Source organism: Proteus vulgaris (assembly GCF_023100685.1).
Taxonomy (GTDB): domain Bacteria; phylum Pseudomonadota; class Gammaproteobacteria; order Enterobacterales; family Enterobacteriaceae; genus Proteus.
On the sequence record NZ_CP090064.1, the window covers coordinates 2,885,561 to 2,905,481 of the forward strand.

The 19,921-nt window shown below is 39.8% G+C and carries 17 protein-coding genes; 1 reads left to right on the top strand and 16 read right to left on the bottom strand.

The genetic code is table 11. The features are described from left to right. Positions 1-60: 60 nt before the first annotated feature. From LW139_RS13975 to trmJ, 16 genes are all read right to left on the bottom strand, one after another. The gene (locus LW139_RS13975; protein ID WP_166540780.1) at positions 61-495 is read right to left on the bottom strand and encodes a hypothetical protein; all 435 of its coding nucleotides are present in this window, start codon (positions 493-495) and stop codon (positions 61-63) included. Positions 496-583: 88 nt separating this feature from the next. Further along, entirely contained in the window at positions 584-1,765 is a 1,182-nt protein-coding gene (locus LW139_RS13980; protein ID WP_109407318.1) for a bifunctional tRNA (adenosine(37)-C2)-methyltransferase TrmG/ribosomal RNA large subunit methyltransferase RlmN, read from the bottom strand. Positions 1,766-1,921: 156 nt separating this feature from the next. Further along, positions 1,922-2,347: a nucleoside-diphosphate kinase gene (gene ndk, locus LW139_RS13985; protein ID WP_023581630.1), complete on the bottom strand. Its 426-nt coding sequence runs from the start codon at positions 2,345-2,347 to the stop codon at positions 1,922-1,924. A gap of 345 nt (positions 2,348-2,692) precedes the next feature. Further along, on the bottom strand, positions 2,693-5,014 hold the full coding sequence (pbpC, locus tag LW139_RS13990; protein ID WP_247850093.1) for a peptidoglycan glycosyltransferase PbpC: 2,322 nt from the start codon (positions 5,012-5,014) through the stop codon (positions 2,693-2,695). 48 nt (positions 5,015-5,062) lie between these two features. Then, entirely contained in the window at positions 5,063-10,156 is a 5,094-nt protein-coding gene (locus LW139_RS13995) for an alpha-2-macroglobulin family protein (protein ID WP_247850094.1), read from the bottom strand. 294 nt (positions 10,157-10,450) lie between these two features. Beyond that, on the bottom strand, positions 10,451-10,876 hold the full coding sequence (locus LW139_RS14000) for an enhanced serine sensitivity protein SseB C-terminal domain-containing protein (RefSeq protein WP_247850095.1): 426 nt from the start codon (positions 10,874-10,876) through the stop codon (positions 10,451-10,453). Positions 10,877-10,903: 27 nt separating this feature from the next. Continuing rightward, complete coding sequence (gene pepB, locus LW139_RS14005) at positions 10,904-12,199, bottom strand: aminopeptidase PepB (RefSeq protein ID WP_109407322.1); 1,296 nt, start codon at positions 12,197-12,199, stop codon at positions 10,904-10,906. 279 nt (positions 12,200-12,478) lie between these two features. After that, positions 12,479-12,673, bottom strand: coding sequence for a Fe-S cluster assembly protein IscX (gene iscX, locus LW139_RS14010; protein ID WP_072068697.1), 195 nt, complete (start codon positions 12,671-12,673; stop codon positions 12,479-12,481). A 15-nt stretch (positions 12,674-12,688) separates the two neighbouring features. Next, positions 12,689-13,024, bottom strand: coding sequence for an ISC system 2Fe-2S type ferredoxin (fdx, locus tag LW139_RS14015; RefSeq protein WP_006533442.1), 336 nt, complete (start codon positions 13,022-13,024; stop codon positions 12,689-12,691). 2 nt (positions 13,025-13,026) lie between these two features. After that, entirely contained in the window at positions 13,027-14,877 is a 1,851-nt protein-coding gene (gene hscA / locus LW139_RS14020) for a Fe-S protein assembly chaperone HscA (RefSeq protein ID WP_227335766.1), read from the bottom strand. Positions 14,878-14,888: 11 nt separating this feature from the next. After that, on the bottom strand, positions 14,889-15,410 hold the full coding sequence (gene hscB, locus LW139_RS14025; protein WP_109407324.1) for a co-chaperone HscB: 522 nt from the start codon (positions 15,408-15,410) through the stop codon (positions 14,889-14,891). 48 nt (positions 15,411-15,458) lie between these two features. After that, the gene (gene iscA, locus LW139_RS14030) at positions 15,459-15,782 is read right to left on the bottom strand and encodes an iron-sulfur cluster assembly protein IscA (RefSeq protein WP_036935396.1); all 324 of its coding nucleotides are present in this window, start codon (positions 15,780-15,782) and stop codon (positions 15,459-15,461) included. A gap of 89 nt (positions 15,783-15,871) precedes the next feature. After that, positions 15,872-16,258, bottom strand: a complete 387-nt coding sequence (iscU, locus tag LW139_RS14035; protein WP_036935393.1) for a Fe-S cluster assembly scaffold IscU — start codon at positions 16,256-16,258, stop codon at positions 15,872-15,874. Between the two features lie 24 nt (positions 16,259-16,282). Then, complete coding sequence (locus LW139_RS14040) at positions 16,283-17,497, bottom strand: IscS subfamily cysteine desulfurase (protein ID WP_072068700.1); 1,215 nt, start codon at positions 17,495-17,497, stop codon at positions 16,283-16,285. Between the two features lie 68 nt (positions 17,498-17,565). Beyond that, complete coding sequence (gene iscR, locus LW139_RS14045; protein WP_006533450.1) at positions 17,566-18,060, bottom strand: Fe-S cluster assembly transcriptional regulator IscR; 495 nt, start codon at positions 18,058-18,060, stop codon at positions 17,566-17,568. A 131-nt stretch (positions 18,061-18,191) separates the two neighbouring features. Then, positions 18,192-18,920: a tRNA (cytosine(32)/uridine(32)-2'-O)-methyltransferase TrmJ gene (gene trmJ / locus LW139_RS14050; RefSeq protein ID WP_166540921.1), complete on the bottom strand. Its 729-nt coding sequence runs from the start codon at positions 18,918-18,920 to the stop codon at positions 18,192-18,194. Between the two features lie 124 nt (positions 18,921-19,044). On the opposite strand from trmJ, the gene suhB reads away from it, so the two are divergent. Then, on the top strand, positions 19,045-19,848 hold the full coding sequence (gene suhB, locus LW139_RS14055) for an inositol-1-monophosphatase (RefSeq protein WP_166540784.1): 804 nt from the start codon (positions 19,045-19,047) through the stop codon (positions 19,846-19,848). Positions 19,849-19,921: the final 73 nt, after the last annotated feature.

Sequence of the window (19,921 nt, forward strand, 5' to 3'; positions counted from 1 at the left end):
CTGTGGCTATTGGATGTTTAACATTGATGAACTCGCAAAAGCACAAAGTACTTTAGCGTATCACCGCGAATTTTTTGATATTTTATGAAAACTTTGCTGACAGACCAAATAATCTGGCGGTATATCCTCAATTAACACACTATTATTGTTTAATAGTTTTTGTTCACAAAGGAAATTACCATAAAGCCTTAATACATTAACATTTACTGGCTTCGACTTCATCGCTAATTTGTAATAATCTAACGCTTGAATAGAATTCCCTAGTAACTGCGATGTTAATGCCATTCCTAAATTAGCTTCAGGGTGATTTGGCATCACCGATAACACTTTTTGGAAATGATATTGTGCGGCTTGGTATTGCCTTTCAGCTAAGTAAGCATCACCTAATTGTAAACGTGTCAATACTGCAACACGTTCTTGATTGGCTGATGATTGACAACCTAGTGTCAATAACATCAAGCCAATAGTTATAATTACTGATGATATCCTTATCATCGTCATATTCCTTAAATATATTCATCCTTGTTCTCTCTACTTTGCAATTATGTAATACACTTCACAAAGAAAGAGATATCCAACTGTATCAGACTGCTTTTACTGAAATTAGTTCACCTTGTTGGCGTTTTTTCAGCGTACGTTTTGTGCGGTCAATAACATCACCCGCTAATTGTCCACACGCTGCATCAATATCATCACCACGCGTTTTGCGTACAATCGTTGTGAAACCATACTCCATTAATACTTTAGAGAAACGATCAATACGGCTATTAGAGCTACGTCCATATGGCGCGCCTGGGAACGGGTTCCATGGAATTAAGTTAATTTTACATGGTGTATCTTTTAAAAGCTCAGCTAATTGGTGAGCTTGTTCTGTGCTATCATTAATATGATCAAGCATGACATATTCAATAGTAACACGTCCCTGGTTCGCATTTGATTTAGCAATATAACGGCGAACACCTTCAAGAAACATTTCAATATTATATTTCTTGTTAATTGGTACGATTTCATCACGAATATCATCGGTTGGCGCATGTAATGAAATAGCTAACGCTACATCAACAGCATCACCTAATTTATCTAATGCAGGTACAACACCTGATGTAGATACAGTGACACGACGTTTAGATAAACCAAAACCAAAATCATCCATCATGATTTCAAGAGCTGGAATAACATTATTTAAATTCAGTAATGGCTCGCCCATTCCCATCATAACAACGTTAGTAATAGGACGACGCCCTGTCTCTTTTAATGAACCAATAATTTTAGCAGCACGCCACACTTGCCCAATGATTTCAGACACTTTTAGGTTACGGTTAAAACCTTGCTGTGCAGTTGAGCAGAATTTACACTCTAAAGCGCAACCGACTTGGGAGGAAACACATAACGTTGCACGATCATCTTCTGGGATATACACAGTTTCGACTTGTTGATCGCCAACTTTAATTGCCCATTTAATCGTGCCATCAGTTGAACGTTGTTCTTCAGAAACTTCAGGTGCTTTAATTTCAGCAATTTCTTTTAATTTATTGCGTAACACCTTGTTGATATCTGTCATTTGATCAAAATCGTCATAACAGTAGTGATACATCCACTTCATAATTTGGTCAGCACGGAAAGGTTTTTCGCCCATAGAGACAAAAAGCTCTCGCATCTGTTTACGATTTAAATCCAACAGATTAATTTTAGTTTTTTGATTCACAGTATTTTCTTTAGAAACAGCGACAGAAGCGCTTGGCGCTGGGGTGGTAGATTGGGTCATGACATTGCCTCGTTGTTACACTATGCGGCCTGCATTAGCATGGATGCTAATGGGATACTTATATATTTGTATAATTAAACAATAAATAAAAACGCCCTGTTAATAATCAAACAGGGCGTCGCATTGTACTGTTTTTCGCGTAGAGATGCTAATAAATTAGCGCGCGCAAACTTCGTTTTCAGTGAAGAAGTAGGCGATTTCACGAGCAGCAGAAGCTTCTGAATCTGAGCCATGTACCGCATTTTCAGTAAAGCTGTCAGCGTAATCAGCACGTAATGTGCCTGCTAATGCATTGTCTGGATTAGTTGCGCCCATCAGATCACGGTGACGTTGGATCGCATTTTCACCTTCTAACACTTGAACCATAATTGGGCCAGAAGTCATAAATTCAACTAAGCCATCAAAGAATGGACGGCCTTTGTGCTCTTCATAAAAGCCTTCAGCTTGTTCGCGAGTTAAATGCAACATTTTAGCGCCAATGATGCTAAAACCTGCACTTTCAAAACGGTGGTAGATAGCACCGATAACATTTTTTTTCACTGCGTTTGGTTTGATAATAGAAAATGTGCGCTGAATAGCCATGTCTTACCTCTAAATTATTTTATTAATGATAACTTTTGTTATCTCTTTTATCGCAGATCATGGAAAAACGAATCAAAAACCGCATTCCCTGCAAAAAATAAGGGCTCGATTATAGGAGGATAAAAATGAATTGCACAGATTGAATAGCCTTTTTTTTTAAAAAACTGTGGCAAAAAAGTTATAAATTATCGATCTAATCACATTTTTAACGTTTCCCATGCTCAAACTGAAAAATGATAATAAAAAAGAACCGTAATGAAACGCTATTAATCATCCTTTTATCTTTATTAAAAAGCGTATTTTAGTTAAAAATCACTCGGTTCTCGTTTATCTCATCGTTTCAGTTTAACGGAATATAAAATTAACCATATCCGTTTGACCACTTAAATCAAGCACCGATAATTGGTATTTACCTTGTTTCTCTAGTAAATAAGAGAACGTTTCACCATTTTCAGTCTTCCCTATTTGTTCACCATTTAAAAACCACCATTGCATACCACTTCCACCTTGCGTAGAAACGGTTATTTCAAGATTAGTTTCACCAGGTAATGGTCTTAGTAAATCACCCGCACGAATACCCGAAATAAACAAGGGAATAATGTCCTCTTTAATTGGTGGACAAGTTTCAGAAATCAGTGGTAGTCGTTTTGCTCTATGCTCTTTTTCAGGCAACCATGCTTCTAATGCTATCGGCCATAAGGCGATATCTTTTAACTCTGCATTAGGGCAATTAGGCCCTGTGCGTTTACCTTCATTATCTAACCAAATTTTTTCGTTGATCCCCAAAATACCTTCTTGGTTATCATTTAATAAAGTTGGTGGAATGGTGTTATCTAAGATCCAACTTCGACGACTGACTCTACAATTGCTATCTTCTTTTGGTAGTGCCTTACCTGTTGGCCAACAAATGGTTGCCGCCGTTACACTACTAGGACGTAGATCTGTCGGTGGACGCTGTTTATTTTGATAGAAATAGCCTGTGAGTAAGTTATTGACTTGATTCATAATAGGTACCGCTGTTGCAAAACCAAATTGTCCTGCAACCGGAGTGCCATCTGGCCTCCCCACCCAGACTCCAATGGTATAACGTGCATTTACTCCAATAGACCATGCATCACGATAGCCATAACTGGTACCAGTTTTCCAAGCCAAAGGAACAACGGGGGAAATAGTACTATCTGGACGAGGTCTGGCTTCTCCAGCCAAAATACGCCTTGTGATCCACGCAGAGCCCGGTGACATTAATACCCGATTTTCGATTATCTGCTCTGGTTTAAAACGTAAAGGTGCTGTTTTTCCTTGCCTTGCCAACGCACTAAAGGCGGAAACAAGTTCATCCATACGTGTTGCTGTTCCCCCTAAAATCAGAGCTAAATTAGGTTCTGAACCATAAGGAAAGCGCATTTCAAGATGATTATGCCGCAATTTTGCTGCAAATTTCTTGGCACCATACACCTCAATAAGTTGTACTGCTGGTAGATTCAAAGAACGACTTAAGGCTTCGCTGGCACTGACTGCACCATTGAAACCAGAGTCAAAATTACCGGGGCGATAATTATCAAATCGACGAGGTACATCTTGTAAGAGTGATTCCGCATGAATAAGCCCTTCATCTAATGCAAGTGCATAAATAAAAGGTTTTAATGTTGAACCTGGCGAGCGCCATGCGCTGATCATATCAACATGACCAAAGCGCGAATTATCATTAAAATCCGCAGAGCCAACATACCCTTTCACACTCATATCCGTATGATCAACCACTAAGATGGCCAAGGATGTTTTATCGGCTAATTGATACTTCCATTGATTGGCAATATCTTCAAGTTGTCGTTGAATATTAATATCAATCGTTGTTGTAATAACAGGCTCTCGCTTTTCGTTATACATACGACGAGCAAGCAATGGTGCCAATTGTGGCGTCTGTCTTGGTGCTAATAAAACCTGTTCTTCTTTTATTTCATCAACTTTTTCTTGTGACCATATCTGATATTCTGCCAGCCTATCTAGCACTTTATCGCGAGCAGCTTGAGCTCGTTCAGGGTATCTATCAGGTCGCAAACGACTTGGTGCTTGCGGTAATACCGCCATTAATGTTGCTTCACCTGCAGACAAATCAGCGGGCGATTTACCTAAATAAGCCCAACTTGCCGCACCAATACCTTCTAAAGTACCGCCAAAAGGTGCTCTATTGAGGTAAATCTCCAAAATTTCGTCTTTTGAGTAATACCATTCTAATTGCAAGGTACGCCAAAGCTGTTTGATTTTTCCACTCAAAGTTCGAGAATGTGGATCAATCAGTCTAGCCACTTGCATTGATAATGTACTTCCCCCTGAGACAATCCTTCCTGAGCTCAAGTCTTGCCATGCGGCTCGTAATATTGCCATTGGGTTAACACCTGGGTGTTGATAAAACCAACGGTCTTCATAGGTGATAAGAGCATCTAAATATTCAGGAGAAACATCTGCAAGTTTGACATGATAACGCCACACCCCCTCTTTATCAGCAAAACGCCAAAGAGGTGTACCATCTTGTGCCGTGACAATAGTTGCTATTTGAGGTTCAGGATCAGGGAGAGGCCAAATTTTGTCTGCCATCCAGACTAAAATGGGGGTCACAAACAGAAAAATAATGATAACAGCAATAAGCCGTTTATATCCTAGTTTCATTCAATCACTCAAAGGAAAAAGCCCTTTCCGAAGAAAGGGCTACAAGATTTAAGGAACAATATCAATCTTGGTTTCTGTTGAACCTATTGCTCGCCAATAAGGCACATACATTGATTCAACTTGTGGAGGTGGTACTTGATAGCTACCCGGTGTAACTGCTCTTGCTAAATAGAGTAATGTTGTCGGACGATATCTATCTACAGAAACTGCGGCAACAAAGCGATCATCACGATATTCAAGGTGCTTAATATTCGCTTGCCCCATATCGTCGATAAACTCCTGTAAGTCGGCAGCACTATCACTCAAGCTTGCACTGCTTGATGCTAAGTTTTGGTTTTCGATTTCAAGACCTGCTGGTAATAAATCAACAACCAAAGCATCAGGTACATCTCTATCTGCTGAAACCTCTAGTTTCACCACCAGCATTTCACCACTTTGTAAACGATTTGGATGAACGCGATTTCCTTTTAAATCGTAGTAACTACGATGAACATTTAACACATTACTATAAGGTGCTGGAGCTACTTTTGGATAGCCTACGATATTCATGCGAGAATAAATCGCAGCACCACCACGGTTGTTTAATTCCAACCCTTCTTGTAATTGCGTTGATGTTAATGTTTCATTCACCGCGCGATCGCTACTGATTGCAGGGACTTGACGATTTACAGCGACTTCCCAAGGTTGCTCAGACATATTAATAAAGAAGCGACCCGCAAGATATAAAGAGTTGCTTTCTTGTGTTGAGAACCATTCACGACTCATTAAGTTATCTGATAACGTAATCATACTTGCATCACGAGATTGTGTTTCAAGATTATTTTCACTTAATAAAGCAATAATTAACGCTTGGTCACGAATAACACTACCGTAATCACCTAACCCATAATTATATTTACGAGTTGTTGTCACACCTTCTGCAATTAAACCTTCTGCACGGCTGTTATCACCCATCAGTTTCAACGCAATACCTAACTGAACTAACGCCAAACCACTACCGGCATCATTTCGTTCAAGGTAAAGACGACGTAATTCACCTAAAGGTGCTTTTTGCTGATTCGCTAATACAAGTGCTGCATATGCTCTGGCAGAGAAACGGGCAGCATCTTGGTTAACCGCATATTCATAGTTAACTAAGCTTTTATCTTGTAAATAGCGTAATAAGCGATCATTAGCACGTTTTAATGGTTCCGCCGGAACAGCATAACCTTGTTGTGAAGCGCGGAATAAGAAGTCAGTAGCATAGGCTGTTAACCAATACTCTTCACGCCCATCTTGGCTCCATAAAGAGAATCCGCCCTCTGCTTTTTGCATTGTCAGCAGGTGCGCAATACCTTTTTCAATTGCCAATTTTCTATCCGCATCAGTTTGCGTTTTAATTCCTAATTGCTTCAACTCTTTTTCTGTTGAATATAAAGAAGGATAAAGCCCACTGACGGTTTGTTCTAAGCAACCATAAGGGTAAGCAAACAACTCTCTTACATAACGTGAAATTTGTAATGGAGGACGACTTGTCAGTAATAATTCACCTTCAAGCGTTGAGTTATTAAAACGATTTAAAACGTCTGTTGGCAAGCGCCACGTCTCACCATCTTGTAACGTACTTGCATAATGAAGTGTTTCTGCCGGATAAGCAGGACGAACGCCTATATTCCATGTGTTGTGGTAAGGCTTAATTTCTTCACCGGGTACTTTAATACCATAAATAGATAGTGAGAATTCGCCTTGACCAAAGCCATGTTTTGCTTTTACTGGGATCTGAACTTGGGTACGTTCACCTTTCGTCAGCGATACTGTTTTACTTTCTGCACCACCTAATCCTACCAGACCAGAAGCGGTGTAATTTAACGTAATAGATTGTGCATCATCCGTTAGATTGGTTAAATCTAAAGATAACAGCGCATTATCACCACCCGCCATAAATCGAGGTAATGAAAGTTGAGTCACTAAAGGTGCCGCAATAACCACTTTACCTTCTTGACTACCGAATTTATCAGCTGTCCAAGCTTGCGCCATTAAACGAACTTCGCCATTAAATTCAGGAATAGGTAAAGAAACTTCACCCTCACCTTGGGCATTTAATTTTACAGGTGCTGTTTGTTGAGCAATGATTTGCACATCAGTTAATGGTTTTTTACCACCACGAGATAGCGCGGCAGCTTCACCACCATCACCACCAAAGCGTAAGTTCGCTAAACGACCCTGCCCTTCAATTAATTGTCCATAAACATCATATTGATCGATGCTGTAACGTTTACGACCAAAGAAAGCATCGTAAGGATCAGGTGTTTTATACTCTGTAATATTTAATACGCCCGTATCTACCGCAGAAACCAATACATTAATATTTTCAGGTAATGGCTGACCTGCAACTGGATTCGCTTTAATGCGGATTTTTAAATCTTGATTTGGACGAATTTTTTCAGGTGCATCAAGTGAAATATCAATACGGCGATTTTTATCCTGTAATGGTAAATGTAAAATACCAACAGCACGTTTTACAGTCGCTTGTTTTGACGTATCACCAGGTCTTACAACAACAGATGTCAGATAGAGATCGTGTCTTGCCCACTCTTTATTAATCGGCACTTCAACATCGAGTCCTTTTTCTGGCACATCAATTTCTTGCCACCATAAAGGCCCATTACTTGATTCTAATAAGATATAACCTTTACCCGGATGAGGAGCAACAATATTTAACTTCACTTTCTCGCCCGGTAAATAACCGTCTTTATCCAGTTTTAGTTTAACTTGGTCTGGTCTTACAGCACCTGTTCCACCAGTGTTATCCATCCAAGAATAACCTGCCCAAAAACGTAGGCTACTGACTAATTCTGTTTTAGGATCGACCACTTCAATACGATAAGAACCCCATTCAACCGGGAAGGCCACTTTTGCAGTGCCATCTTTTGCAATCTTGATTGTTTGCTCATCCATTTGCAGATCTTTTTCGTTATAGCCAGATTCCCAGCCATTCGAACTAGACCAACGCCAGTAATAATCATGACGTTCATAGATAAACTTCACTTTGAGATCGTTAGCAGGTAGCTTTTTACCGTCTTGGTCCGTATAGACAATTTCAAATTCAGCCATTGAATTTTCATCAACGCTGTAACCTGATTTATATTTGTCTGTACGGTAGTCATAAACTTCTTTTTTAGGGAAGACTGGACGAATGCCAGCAAGATGAGTGGCTGGCCAAACAGCTTGTTGATAACGGCGAGTAACCGGACGGCCACCTGCTTCGAGCAAGCTTGCTTGTAAAATAATATTAATTGGTGATTTCAGTTCAGCATAGCGATCACTATCAACACTTAATTCACCTTGTCCATCAGAGTCTAAATTAAGTTCAAACTCATCCAATAAGCGACTGAAGTTTTCATCTTTTACGGCACCAAATTCATAGCCAGGTAATTTACTGACCGCTTCACGAGAGGCTTTTAAGAATACTTGCCCTTGTAAGCGATTATCGGCCGCTGGCGCGCCATAGAGATAACGCCCTTCAAGATCAAAATAAGCATCATTGCCACTAAGTAAAATGCCTTTTTTACCCGTAATAACTAATGCCATACGTTCTGGCATAAAATCTTCGACCTGAAATTCATAGAACCGAGGAGTACCATCGCCTACATCAAAACGTAAGGTACGTGTACCGGTATTTTCATCAGCAGGAATAGCTAATTTTAACTGGTAAAGCCCATTTTCAGGTTGCCATACAAAACTACGTGACACTTGGCCATCTGTTTTGAGTAAATCCACTTTAACGGGCTGCTCTTTAATTGGATTACCGTCGCCATCACGCAGTAATGCATTAACAATTAAAGTTTCACCTGGACGATAAAGATCACGAGGGCCAAAAGCAAAAAACTGTTTGCTATAACCTTGAGGGCCACCGATATCAAACTCAGAAAGATCAAGCGCAGGTTTACGCAAATCAATCATACTAGTTTGACCATCACGAATAGCCATTAATAAACGCGCTTTATCACTTTTCTCAAGTGTGGCATGTCCTTGGCTATCTGTTTGTGCTTTGGAGATTAAACCACCTTTTTCATCTAATAAGCGGATTTCTACTTTATTTAACGCAGAACCATTTTTAAGTGATTGGGTGAAAACATCTAACGAATCAAGGTAGCTGTGCATCGACAATCCGATATCACTAAAAGTGAATACCGTAGCCGGCACCGTATAAGAGTATTTACCGGCTTGTTGCATTACAGCAATATAGGCGCCTTCTTTTTTCAGGGCATCTATTGATTTTAACGGTAATAATACGTTTTCACGGGTATTTTTTTCTGTATTTAACTCAAAACGACCGGTATAAACCAAATCAGCTTGAGATAAAAATTCATCAGATTCCCAATAGTTAATGTTGGAACGACTTTCCCATTGCGTTAAGAATTGAGCCAATTGCTCGTCCTTTACACGGAAAAAGTTAACATCCACTTGATCTACATTTAAGGCAATAATAGGTAAGCCTTCAGCAGCATCAAATGGTAATAACGATCCTTTACTGGTAAATCCAACTGAAGGGAAAATTTCTTCTGTGGTTAATTTCTGGCTAAAAGGCGTTGTTAATGTACGCTCATTAATACCTTTGATTTTTTCATCAATGGTCAAATTCAATTCTGTTGATGGTGGTAAATGACGAAAACGCAACTCCATCAAGTTGTCTGATAACTCCCACGCACCTTCCAGTTTTCCTTTTTTGGTATCAACAAGATGAATAACGTTATCAAACTTTTGGTCTGGATCAAGTGGTACAGAGAAAGTCACCACCATAGTACTTGCACCATCACGTTGCAGTTCTGATGCATCTAATACAGTGACATCTTTTCCTGCAAAACGCATAGCCAATTCATCACGAACTTCTTTACTTTTTAATGCAGTTTCATTATTCGTTTTTGTTGTAACTGCTGATTTTTCGCTAGTTTGAGTGGCAGTATCTGGTGCATTTTGAGCTGTATTTTTTTGCTCAGTTGTTTGTACGTTTTGCGCTTTGTCTGTTGATGACGAGCTTTCATCAGCTTTGTCATCACACCCACTCAGTGCCAACGCAGACGCCAATACCACAGCAAGTGAGCACCAACGATAGCCTCTCTTTTCTGTATATTGTCTAAATTGGTTTTGATTCATATCCATTTCCTTTAAATTCAACCCCTGAATAATGCGATGTTTTATGCAGGCCGGGCAGAGATAATATAGATTTTTCTTTGTTCTAATAAGATAAAAAATAACAATATTGACTATATTTTATCGAAAATAATGAAGTTCTTTACAGGCAAAAGTCGCCCTATTTTTACATTAAAAATAAAGATCTGATAAAACAATGCGTTACATAAAAATGCAAACAATTTGCTAAATTAGTCAACTTTCTATTATAGGATAAAAAAAAGCGATATCTGATGAGATATCGCCTAAATTTAAAGGGCAAAATTAACTATCCAAATTCACTATCGGGATGCCTTTTCTTAAAAATCCCCCAAGTTTGCGTTGATAAAAAGGTGATACGTGATGGATCATAAAATGGCTCACACCTTTTTCCTCTTTATTCACAAAACAAAAATCTAAGGATTGCCCTTCTTCTAAATATTCAAAAGCTGATTCAGCCGCTTGTGGGAGTATCTGCGCAATCACATCTTCTTCGCCAGTTATCTCTAAACCAATAAGATAAAATTCCTCTTCATTATCTAGCTCCTGAGCATTAACAATAAAGGCACGGCGGATTGGTTTATGTTCACCAAAAAATTCGCTAAGTGCGGTTGTTAATTTTTCAGGTTGTGGTTCTAAAACACTTAACTTCAACGAAGAACCTTCAACAGAAACAATTTCTTGTGTCTCAAATTGTTCAGATACACCCATTACAAACTCCAAATCCAATAACGTTTATTATTTTGCTTTTGCTAATAACAGATTTGCGATAGAACGCACGCCATAACCTGTCGCACCGGCAGCCCATTGTTCTACAGACGATTTTCTGTAAGTTGCTGAACAGTCGATATGTACCCAACCTTTTTTATAGTTAGTGACAAAATGCGATAAGAAAGCCGCGGCTGTACTTGCTCCCGCAGTATGCGAAGGCGCTGCAATATTATTCAGATCAGCAAAGCTTGAAGGCAATTGGCTACGGTGAAAATCAGCTAATGGTAAACGCCAGAACAACTCATTTTCTTGTTCAGCACTTGTCAGTAATTCAGCCGCTAATTTATCATCGAAACTTAATACTGAATGATAGTCATTACCCACAGCAACTTTAGCTGCGCCTGTTAATGTTGCAGCATCAATGATCAGTTCTGGAGCAATATTACTTGCATCAATTAAGCCATCAGCTAGCACTAAACGGCCTTCCGCATCTGTATTCATGATTTCGACTGATTTACCATTACGGTAACGAATGATATCACCCAGCTTAAAGGCATTACCGCTAACCATGTTATCTGCGATACATAGCAGTAGTTTCACACGTTTATTTAAACCACGAGTAATTGCTAATGCTAAAGCACCCGCTAACGTTGCTGCACCACCCATGTCTGCTTTCATTGAATTCATAGATGATGAGGGTTTGATGCTATAACCGCCTGAATCGAAGGTGATACCTTTACCTACTAGACATGCAAATACAGGAGCATTGCTATCTTGAGTCGGATTAAAATCTAATGCTAAATAGACAGGATCACGAGAAGAACCGCGACCTACAGTATAAATTCCGGCATAGTTTTGATCGCGCAGATCGGCGCCTTTAGTGATCTTATAGCTGATGTCTTCTTTGCCAAGACCACAGAAAAGATCAACAGTACGCTGTGCCAGTTGCTCTGGGCCTAATTCTTCAGCCGGCGTATTAATTGTGTCTCTAACCCAATCAACGATACGAATACGTGATTCTAATTCGTGTTTATCCGCTTCGCTTAATTGTGGCCATTCGATAGAACGAGCGCCTTTAGGTGCTCTAAAACCTAACCAAAAAGCCCAGCTACGCTCTATATCCCAGCCTTCACCAACAAGAGCAACATTACGAATACCTTGGCTATCAACTTTACGTCCACCACGCTGAATCGCGCCTAAACGGTTTTCTTCCGTTAAATGGATTGTCATGCCTGTTTCGCTAGTGCTAATTAGTGCTTTATCACCCCAACATGCTGCTGCAGGTTCATTAGACAGCATGATAGGCATAATTTGTTTATTCATTTATTATCTCACTTATTATTACTGGTGACAGTTAACCTATTCAGACTACCAGATATTTACCTTTTAGCGTGATCAATTTACTGCAAAAATCCAGAGACCACTATCATCATCAATTTATATTAGGCTCTTGCATTGTCTTCTTCGGAATATCTCTCATAACAAAAACCCAAGGCATCCCTCTTTAGAGTTATTTATAACGTGATTAATCTATTCAATGCAGACGCCATAATGCAAAAAGACCAGCAATTAGCCAGTCTTTTCAATTTATAATGCAATCAATTATTCAAATTCATCAAGCCAAACAAGCAAAATGGCTTCAAGAATTTTTTCATTAGATTTTTGTGGATCATCATCAAAACCGTCTAAATTACAGATCCATTGATGCATATCTGTAAAGCGCACAGTTTTAGGATCAGTGTCAGGGTAAAGATCAAATAACGCTTCCCCTATTTCACGAGTATCACTCCATTTCATACTTGGCTCCTAAAATTAGTGCTCTCTTGCATGGTTAATCGAATATTTAGGGATCTCAACGACTAAATCTTCGTCAGTCACTTTAGCTTGGCAACTTAAGCGACTTTCAGGCTCTAAACCCCATGCTTTATCTAACATGTCGTCTTCAAGCTCAGAGCTCTCTTCCAGTGAATCAAAACCTTCACGCACTACACAGTGACAAGTTGTACATGCACAAGACATTTCACAAGCATGTTCAATCTCAATACCATTGCGTAATGCAACATCTAGAATAGACTCACCTTCTGTTGCGTCAACAACAGCACCTTCAGGGCACAGTGTGCTATGGGGTAAAAATACAATTTTAGGCATAGTTATATCTCGTCCACAGAATGACCTGCCAACGCTTGACGAATAGATGAATCCATTCGACGCGCTGCAAAATCCTGAGTTTGCTTATCCAGTAGTTTAATCGCGTTTTCAATGGCAACAGGATCTGTTCCTTCAACGCTCTCTATTAAGGTATCTACAACTTTGTCGATAGCGGTTTTCTCATCTTCATTTAGCAGATGAGCATCTTCTTCTAATGCCGCGGTTAAACTTTCTAACACACGTGCTGCTTCGACTTTTTGCTCGGCTAGGCGACGAGCTTGTAAATCTTCTTGGGCATTTTCCATCGAAGATTGGATCATCTTAGCGATTTCAGTATCACTAAGACCATAAGAGGGTTTGACTTGTACTGAAGCTTCAACACCCGTTGATTTTTCCATCGCACTGACACTAAGTAAACCATCAGCATCAACTTGGAATGTCACACGAATATGAGCACCACCTGCAGCCATCGGCGGAATACCACGTAATGTAAAACGTGCTAGAGAACGACAATCACTAACCAATTCACGCTCACCTTGAACAACATGAACGCTCATTGCCGTTTGACCATCTTTGAATGTCGTAAATTCTTGCGCTCTCGCAACAGGGATCGTGGTATTACGAGGGATCACTTTCTCAACTAATCCGCCCATCGTTTCAAGACCAAGAGAAAGTGGAATAACATCTAGCAATAGCATTTCACTATCAGGTTTATTACCCACTAAAATATCAGCCTGAATTGAAGCGCCAATAGCGACAACTTTGTCAGGATCGATAGAGGTTAGTGGTTCACGTTTAAAATAGTCGCCAACCATTTGACGAACTAATGGAACTCGTGTTGAACCCCCAACCATAACCACTTCTAAAACTTCATCAACGTCAATATCTGCATCTTTTAAAGCACGACGGACAGACAACAATGTACGCTTCACCAATGATTGAATTAATGATTCAAACTCAGCACGAGTAATTTCACCTTTCCAACCATTAATATTGATATCAACAACATCATTATCACTTAATGCAATTTTAGTTTCTGATGCTACATCCAGCAGTTGGCGTTGTAATATCGCATCTTTTTGATGGCCAAAACCTGCGCGCTCTCTTATCCAATCCGCCAACATCATATCAAAATCATCGCCACCTAAAGCGGTATCACCGCCGGTTGCCAAGACTTCAAAAACACCCTTGGTTAAACGTAAAACGGAAATATCAAAGGTACCACCGCCCAAGTCATAAACAACAATGGTGCCTTCTTTTCCTGAATCTAAACCATAAGCAATAGCAGCGGCTGTTGGTTCGTTTAATAAACGTAAAACATGCAACCCTGCACGGCGAGCCGCTTCTTTTGTACCTTGGCGTTGAGCATCGTCAAAATAAGCAGGAACAGTGACCACAACACCATCAAGTTCACCACCTAATGATTGCGTTGCACGTTCTGCCAATGTTTTTAAGATGTCAGAAGAGACTTGAATAGGATCGACAATACCCGCTGCTGTTTTAATTAACGGTAAACCATTGTCATTTTCATGAAAGTGATAAGGAAGATTTGGATAACGGCTTGTCACATCACTTAGTGAGCGACCCACCATTCTTTTAATTGAACTTATCGTGTTAGCAGGATCTTTTTCTGCGTCTTTTTTAGCATTCCAACCAACGTTGATATTATCAACTTGATACTGCACAACAGATGGCAATAAATAGCGACCTTCGTTGTCTGAAAGCGCTTCGGCTTGCCCACTACGTACAGTGGCAACTAATGAGTGTGTCGTTCCTAAATCAATACCTGCGGCAAGTCTACGCTGATGTGGTGCAGGTGTTTGACCTGGTTCACTAATTTGTAATAATGACATAACAATTTCCCTTAAAAACCATCAAACAAGCGTTCTTCAAGTTGCTCTACTTGCTCTTTTAATTTTGCAAGAAAACGTAATTTTCTCACATTATCCGCAGCAATATCCCAAGTTTGGTTATCTAGCATTTTAACCATTTCATCATGGCGTAAAGTGTACATTTTCTCTAAACGCGCAGAAAAATCAGCTAACAAACTTTCGGCATCAGCACTGTGCTCAATGTTATCCAGCTCTTCACGTAATGAGAGTTGCTCCATTAAAAATGCAGTATCGTGCATTGTTTGTTGCTCATTGGCAATGTCGATACCGTGTAATGAGAGCATGTATTCAGCTCTAGAGAGTGGATTTTTTAAGGTTTGATAAGCCTGATTGATAGTCGAGGCAAACGAGATAGCTTGAACCTGTTCTTTATCAGATTTACCAGCAAAGCGATCTGGGTGATACTGACGTTGCATATCTTGATAACGTGTAGCAAGCTGCTGTTTATCAATATCAAAACGATTAGGCATGCCTAATAGTGTGAAATAGTCCATACATCTACTCTTGGATTAATTAACGTTAATACCGTGTTTTAACACAAATTACACGGTGAAGCTTTCACCACAACCACACTCATTGGATACATTGGGGTTGTTAAATTTGAAGCCTTCGTTTAATCCTTCTTTGACGAAATCAAGCTCAGTTCCATCTAAATAGACCATGCTTTTACCATCAATGATAACTTTCACACCTTTGTCTTCAAAAACAGTATCTTCGTCATTGATGACATCAGCAAATTCAAGAACATAAGCCATTCCAGAACAACCAGATGTTCTTACGCCTAAACGCAAACCTTCACCTTTACCGCGATTAGACAGGAAAGAGCGAACACGATTAGCGGCGGATTCTGTAAGGGAAATTGACATGGCACACCTCACTCATAAAGAACGAAAGCGGATACTGAAAAAAAGTTTCAGCATCCGCCAATATTTTATTTTTTTATTATAAAAGACAATTACTTGCCTTGGCGTTTGCTTTTATAGTCTGCAATCGCTGCTTTTATTGCATCTTCTGCAAGAATTGAACAGTGAATTTTCACTGGTGGTAATTCTAATTCTTCTGCAATTGCAGTGTTCTTGATGGATTCGGCTTCATCTAATGTTTTGCCTTTCATCCATTCTGTAACCAGTGAACTTGATGCAATCGCTGAACCACAACCATAAGTTTTAAAACGCGCATCTTCAATTACGCCGTTATCATCAACTTTGATTTGCAATTTCATGACGTCACCACAAGCAGGTGCGCCTACCATACCACTTCCTACAGAAGGGTCGTTGTTATCAAATGAGCCCACGTTACGAGGGTTTTCATAATGATCAATTACTTTATCGCTATAAGCCATGATTTAACTCCTGAAAACGTCTGATTAATGGTGAGACCATTCGATACTGTTGATATCAACACCTTGTTTATGCATATCCCAAAGAGGCGAAAGATCACGTAGGCGACCAATAGCACTGTGGATTTGTTTAATTGCATAATCTATTTCTTCTTCTGTTGTGAAACGACCCAGAGAGAAGCGAATAGAACTGTGTGCAAGTTCATCAGTTAACCCTAAAGCACGCAGTACATAAGAAGGTTCTAAACTTGCTGAAGTACAGGCAGAGCCTGAAGAAACAGCAAGATCTTTCAGTGCCATCATTAATGATTCGCCTTCAACATAGTTGAAACTTACATTAAGAATATTTGGCGCAGTGTGTTCTAAAGAACCGTTGATATAAACTTCTTCAATATCTTTAATGCCATTCCATAAACGTAAACGTAATTCGTTTAAGCGTTTAGTTTCATCAGCCATTTCTTCTTTCAAAATACGGTAAGCTTCGCCCATACCTACAATTTGGTGAACGGCTAATGTACCTGAACGCATACCACGTTCATGTCCACCGCCATGCATTTGTGCTTCTAAACGAATGCGTGGTTTACGGCGAACATAAAGTGCACCGATCCCCATAGGACCGTAAACTTTATGCGCAGAAAGAGAAAGTAAATCAACTTTTAACTTAGAAAGATCAATAGGTAATTTACCAACGCTTTGCGTTGCATCTACGTGGTAAATAATCCCTTTGCTACGGCATAGTTCACCGATAGCAGCAATGTCTTGTACAACACCAATTTCGTTATTTACATGCATGATAGAAACTAAAATAGTGTCTTCACGCATTGCTTCTTCAAGTTCTTTCAGGTCAATCAGACCATCACTTTTTGGTGCTAAATAAGTGACTTCAAAACCTTCACGCTCAAGTTGGCGACAAGTATCTAAAATCGCTTTATGTTCGGTTTTTGAAGTGATGATGTGCTTACCTTTTTTCTGGTAAAAGTTAGCAACACCTTTTAGTGCGAGGTTATCAGCTTCAGTTGCACCTGATGTGAATACAATTTCACGAGGATCAGCACCGATTAAATCAGCAATCTGATTACGTGCAATATCAATAGCTTCTTCTGCTTGCCAACCAAAACGATGTGAACGAGAGGCTGGGTTACCAAAAATGCCATCAATAGTTAGGCATTGCATCATTTTTTCAGCAACTCGTGGATCAACAGGAGTGGTTGCTGAATAATCTAGATAAATGGGTAATTTCATTGCTCACTAACTCCAAAGACGACGGATCTTCTTTAATAATTTTGTTTTTGCCTACCTAGAGATCGCCGTTAAACTCGCATATTAACAATGGTTTCTTGTAAACGACCATTGATAGCATGGCGTTTTTCATTGTCTTGACGATCGGCGACATCCATAACCTCTTCGTTATTCACTAACTCTTCAAGGCTGATACTGCTTAGGAAACTGGTTATACGATCACTTAAATCACGCCACAAAGTATGAGTCAGGCAACGATCGCCACCTTGACAACCTTCTTTGTTACCCTGACAGCGGGTAGCATCGACAGATTCATCAACCGCAGAAATAACTTGAGCAACAAAAATTTGCCCAGCATCACGGCCTAATAAATAGCCGCCGCCAGGACCACGAACACTTGCAACTAATTCATTTTTACGCAAACGCGAGAAAAGCTGCTCAAGATAAGAAAGGGAAATCCCTTGACGCTCTGAAATATCGGCGAGGGGAACAGGGCCTTGCTGTGAATGCAATGCAACATCAAGCATTGCAGTAACTGCGTAACGCCCTTTTGATGTCAGTCTCATAACAAATACTCCGTGGTGAACAATAATCAAATTGTGTCATTCCCGAGTAATTTAGTCAACTATTTATCCGAGTGTTTTAGTCAAGTATTATACTCAGCCCAAAATTGACTTAAGTTAATCAACTTTGCCCTCTATTTCTTAGCCCATTTCTCAACTGACGTTAGAATACCACGTAAGATATGGAGCTCTTGTGTTTCCGGGCGTGCACGCGTAAATAGACGACGTAAACGGCTCATGACCTGTCCTGGATGTTTAGGGCGAATAAAGCCAGACTCGTTAAGCACCTGTTCTAAGTGAACATAAAAACGTTCAATATCATCTGCTGGTGGATAATCAATCTCTGATGGGTTATTTTCCTCTTGTTTTTCTTCTTGGGCAAGTGCTGCCATACGAATTTCATAACAAACAAGCTGAACTGCCATCGCTAAATTTAAAGAACCATATTCTGGATTAGTCGGAACATATAGATGAAAGTCACATTTTTGTAATTCTTCATTGGTTAAACCTGTGCGTTCACGACCAAAAATAACCGCAACTGGCTTATTTTTAGCTTCCATAACACAACGCTCACCACATTCACGGGGAGCAAGCATGGGCCAAGAAAGCGTACGACTGCGAGCACTTGTTCCAATCACTAAACCACAACCTTCAATCGCTTCATCGATACTATTAACAATACGTGCATTGCCAATAACATCACTTGCACCTGCTGATAGGGCAATAGAGTGTGAATCTGGTTTTTCTTTCGGATTAACAAAATAAAGGTTGGTCAATCCCATGGTTTTCATAGCTCGAGCTGTAGAGCCCATATTGCCTGTATGTGAGGTCTCTACAAGGATGATGCGAATATTTTCTAACATTGATTTCTTGTTAATTGCTTTGTGATCCATCTATTTTATCACAAATGTAGCCAGAAACACGAATGCCTGTTATACTCTCGCACGTTTTTTATCCCCGTTCTTTAACATCTTGTGGAAGATAACCATGCATCCGATGCTGAATATTGCCATACGTGCCGCACGTAAGGCTGGTAATTTAATCGCCAAAAATTACGAAAATCCTGAATCTGTAGAAACTAATCAGAAAGGTACCAATGATTTTGTCACTAACGTTGACCGTGACGCAGAACAAGCAATCATTGAAATCATCCGTAAATCTTATCCAAAACACACCATTATTACGGAAGAAAGTGGCGAGTTACTCGGTGAAGATCACGACATACAATGGGTTATTGATCCACTTGATGGCACGACTAACTTCATTAAACGTCTTCCACACTTCTCTGTTTCTATTGCTGTACGCATTAAAGGCCGTACTGAAGTGGCTGTTGTTTATGATCCTATGCGTAACGAATTATTCTCAGCCGTTCGTGGTCAAGGCGCTCAATTAAATGGTTATCGTCTGCGTGGCTCTAATGCCCGTGATTTAGATGGTGCTGTTCTTGCAACTGGTTTCCCATTCAAAAGCAAACAACATTCAGCCGCTTATATGAACATGTTAAGTAAACTGTTTGTTCCTTGTGCTGATTTCCGTCGTACAGGTTCAGCTGCATTAGATTTAGCTTATGTTGCCGCTGGCCGTGTTGATGGCTTCTTTGAAATTGGCTTAAAACCTTGGGATTTCTTAGGTGGTGAGTTAATTGCTCGTGAAGCAGGTGCTATCGTTTCTGACTTTACTGGTAATCATGGCTATCTCCAAACAGGTAACATTGTTGCTGGTAACCCTCGTGTTGTTAGAGCATTATTAGCTGAAATTCGTAGCGAACTCACAGATGCGTTAAAACGTTAATTTGTCAGTACAAATAGCGATAAAAATATAACGAAAAAGGCCATCACTGAAATGTAATGGCCTTTTTTCTCAC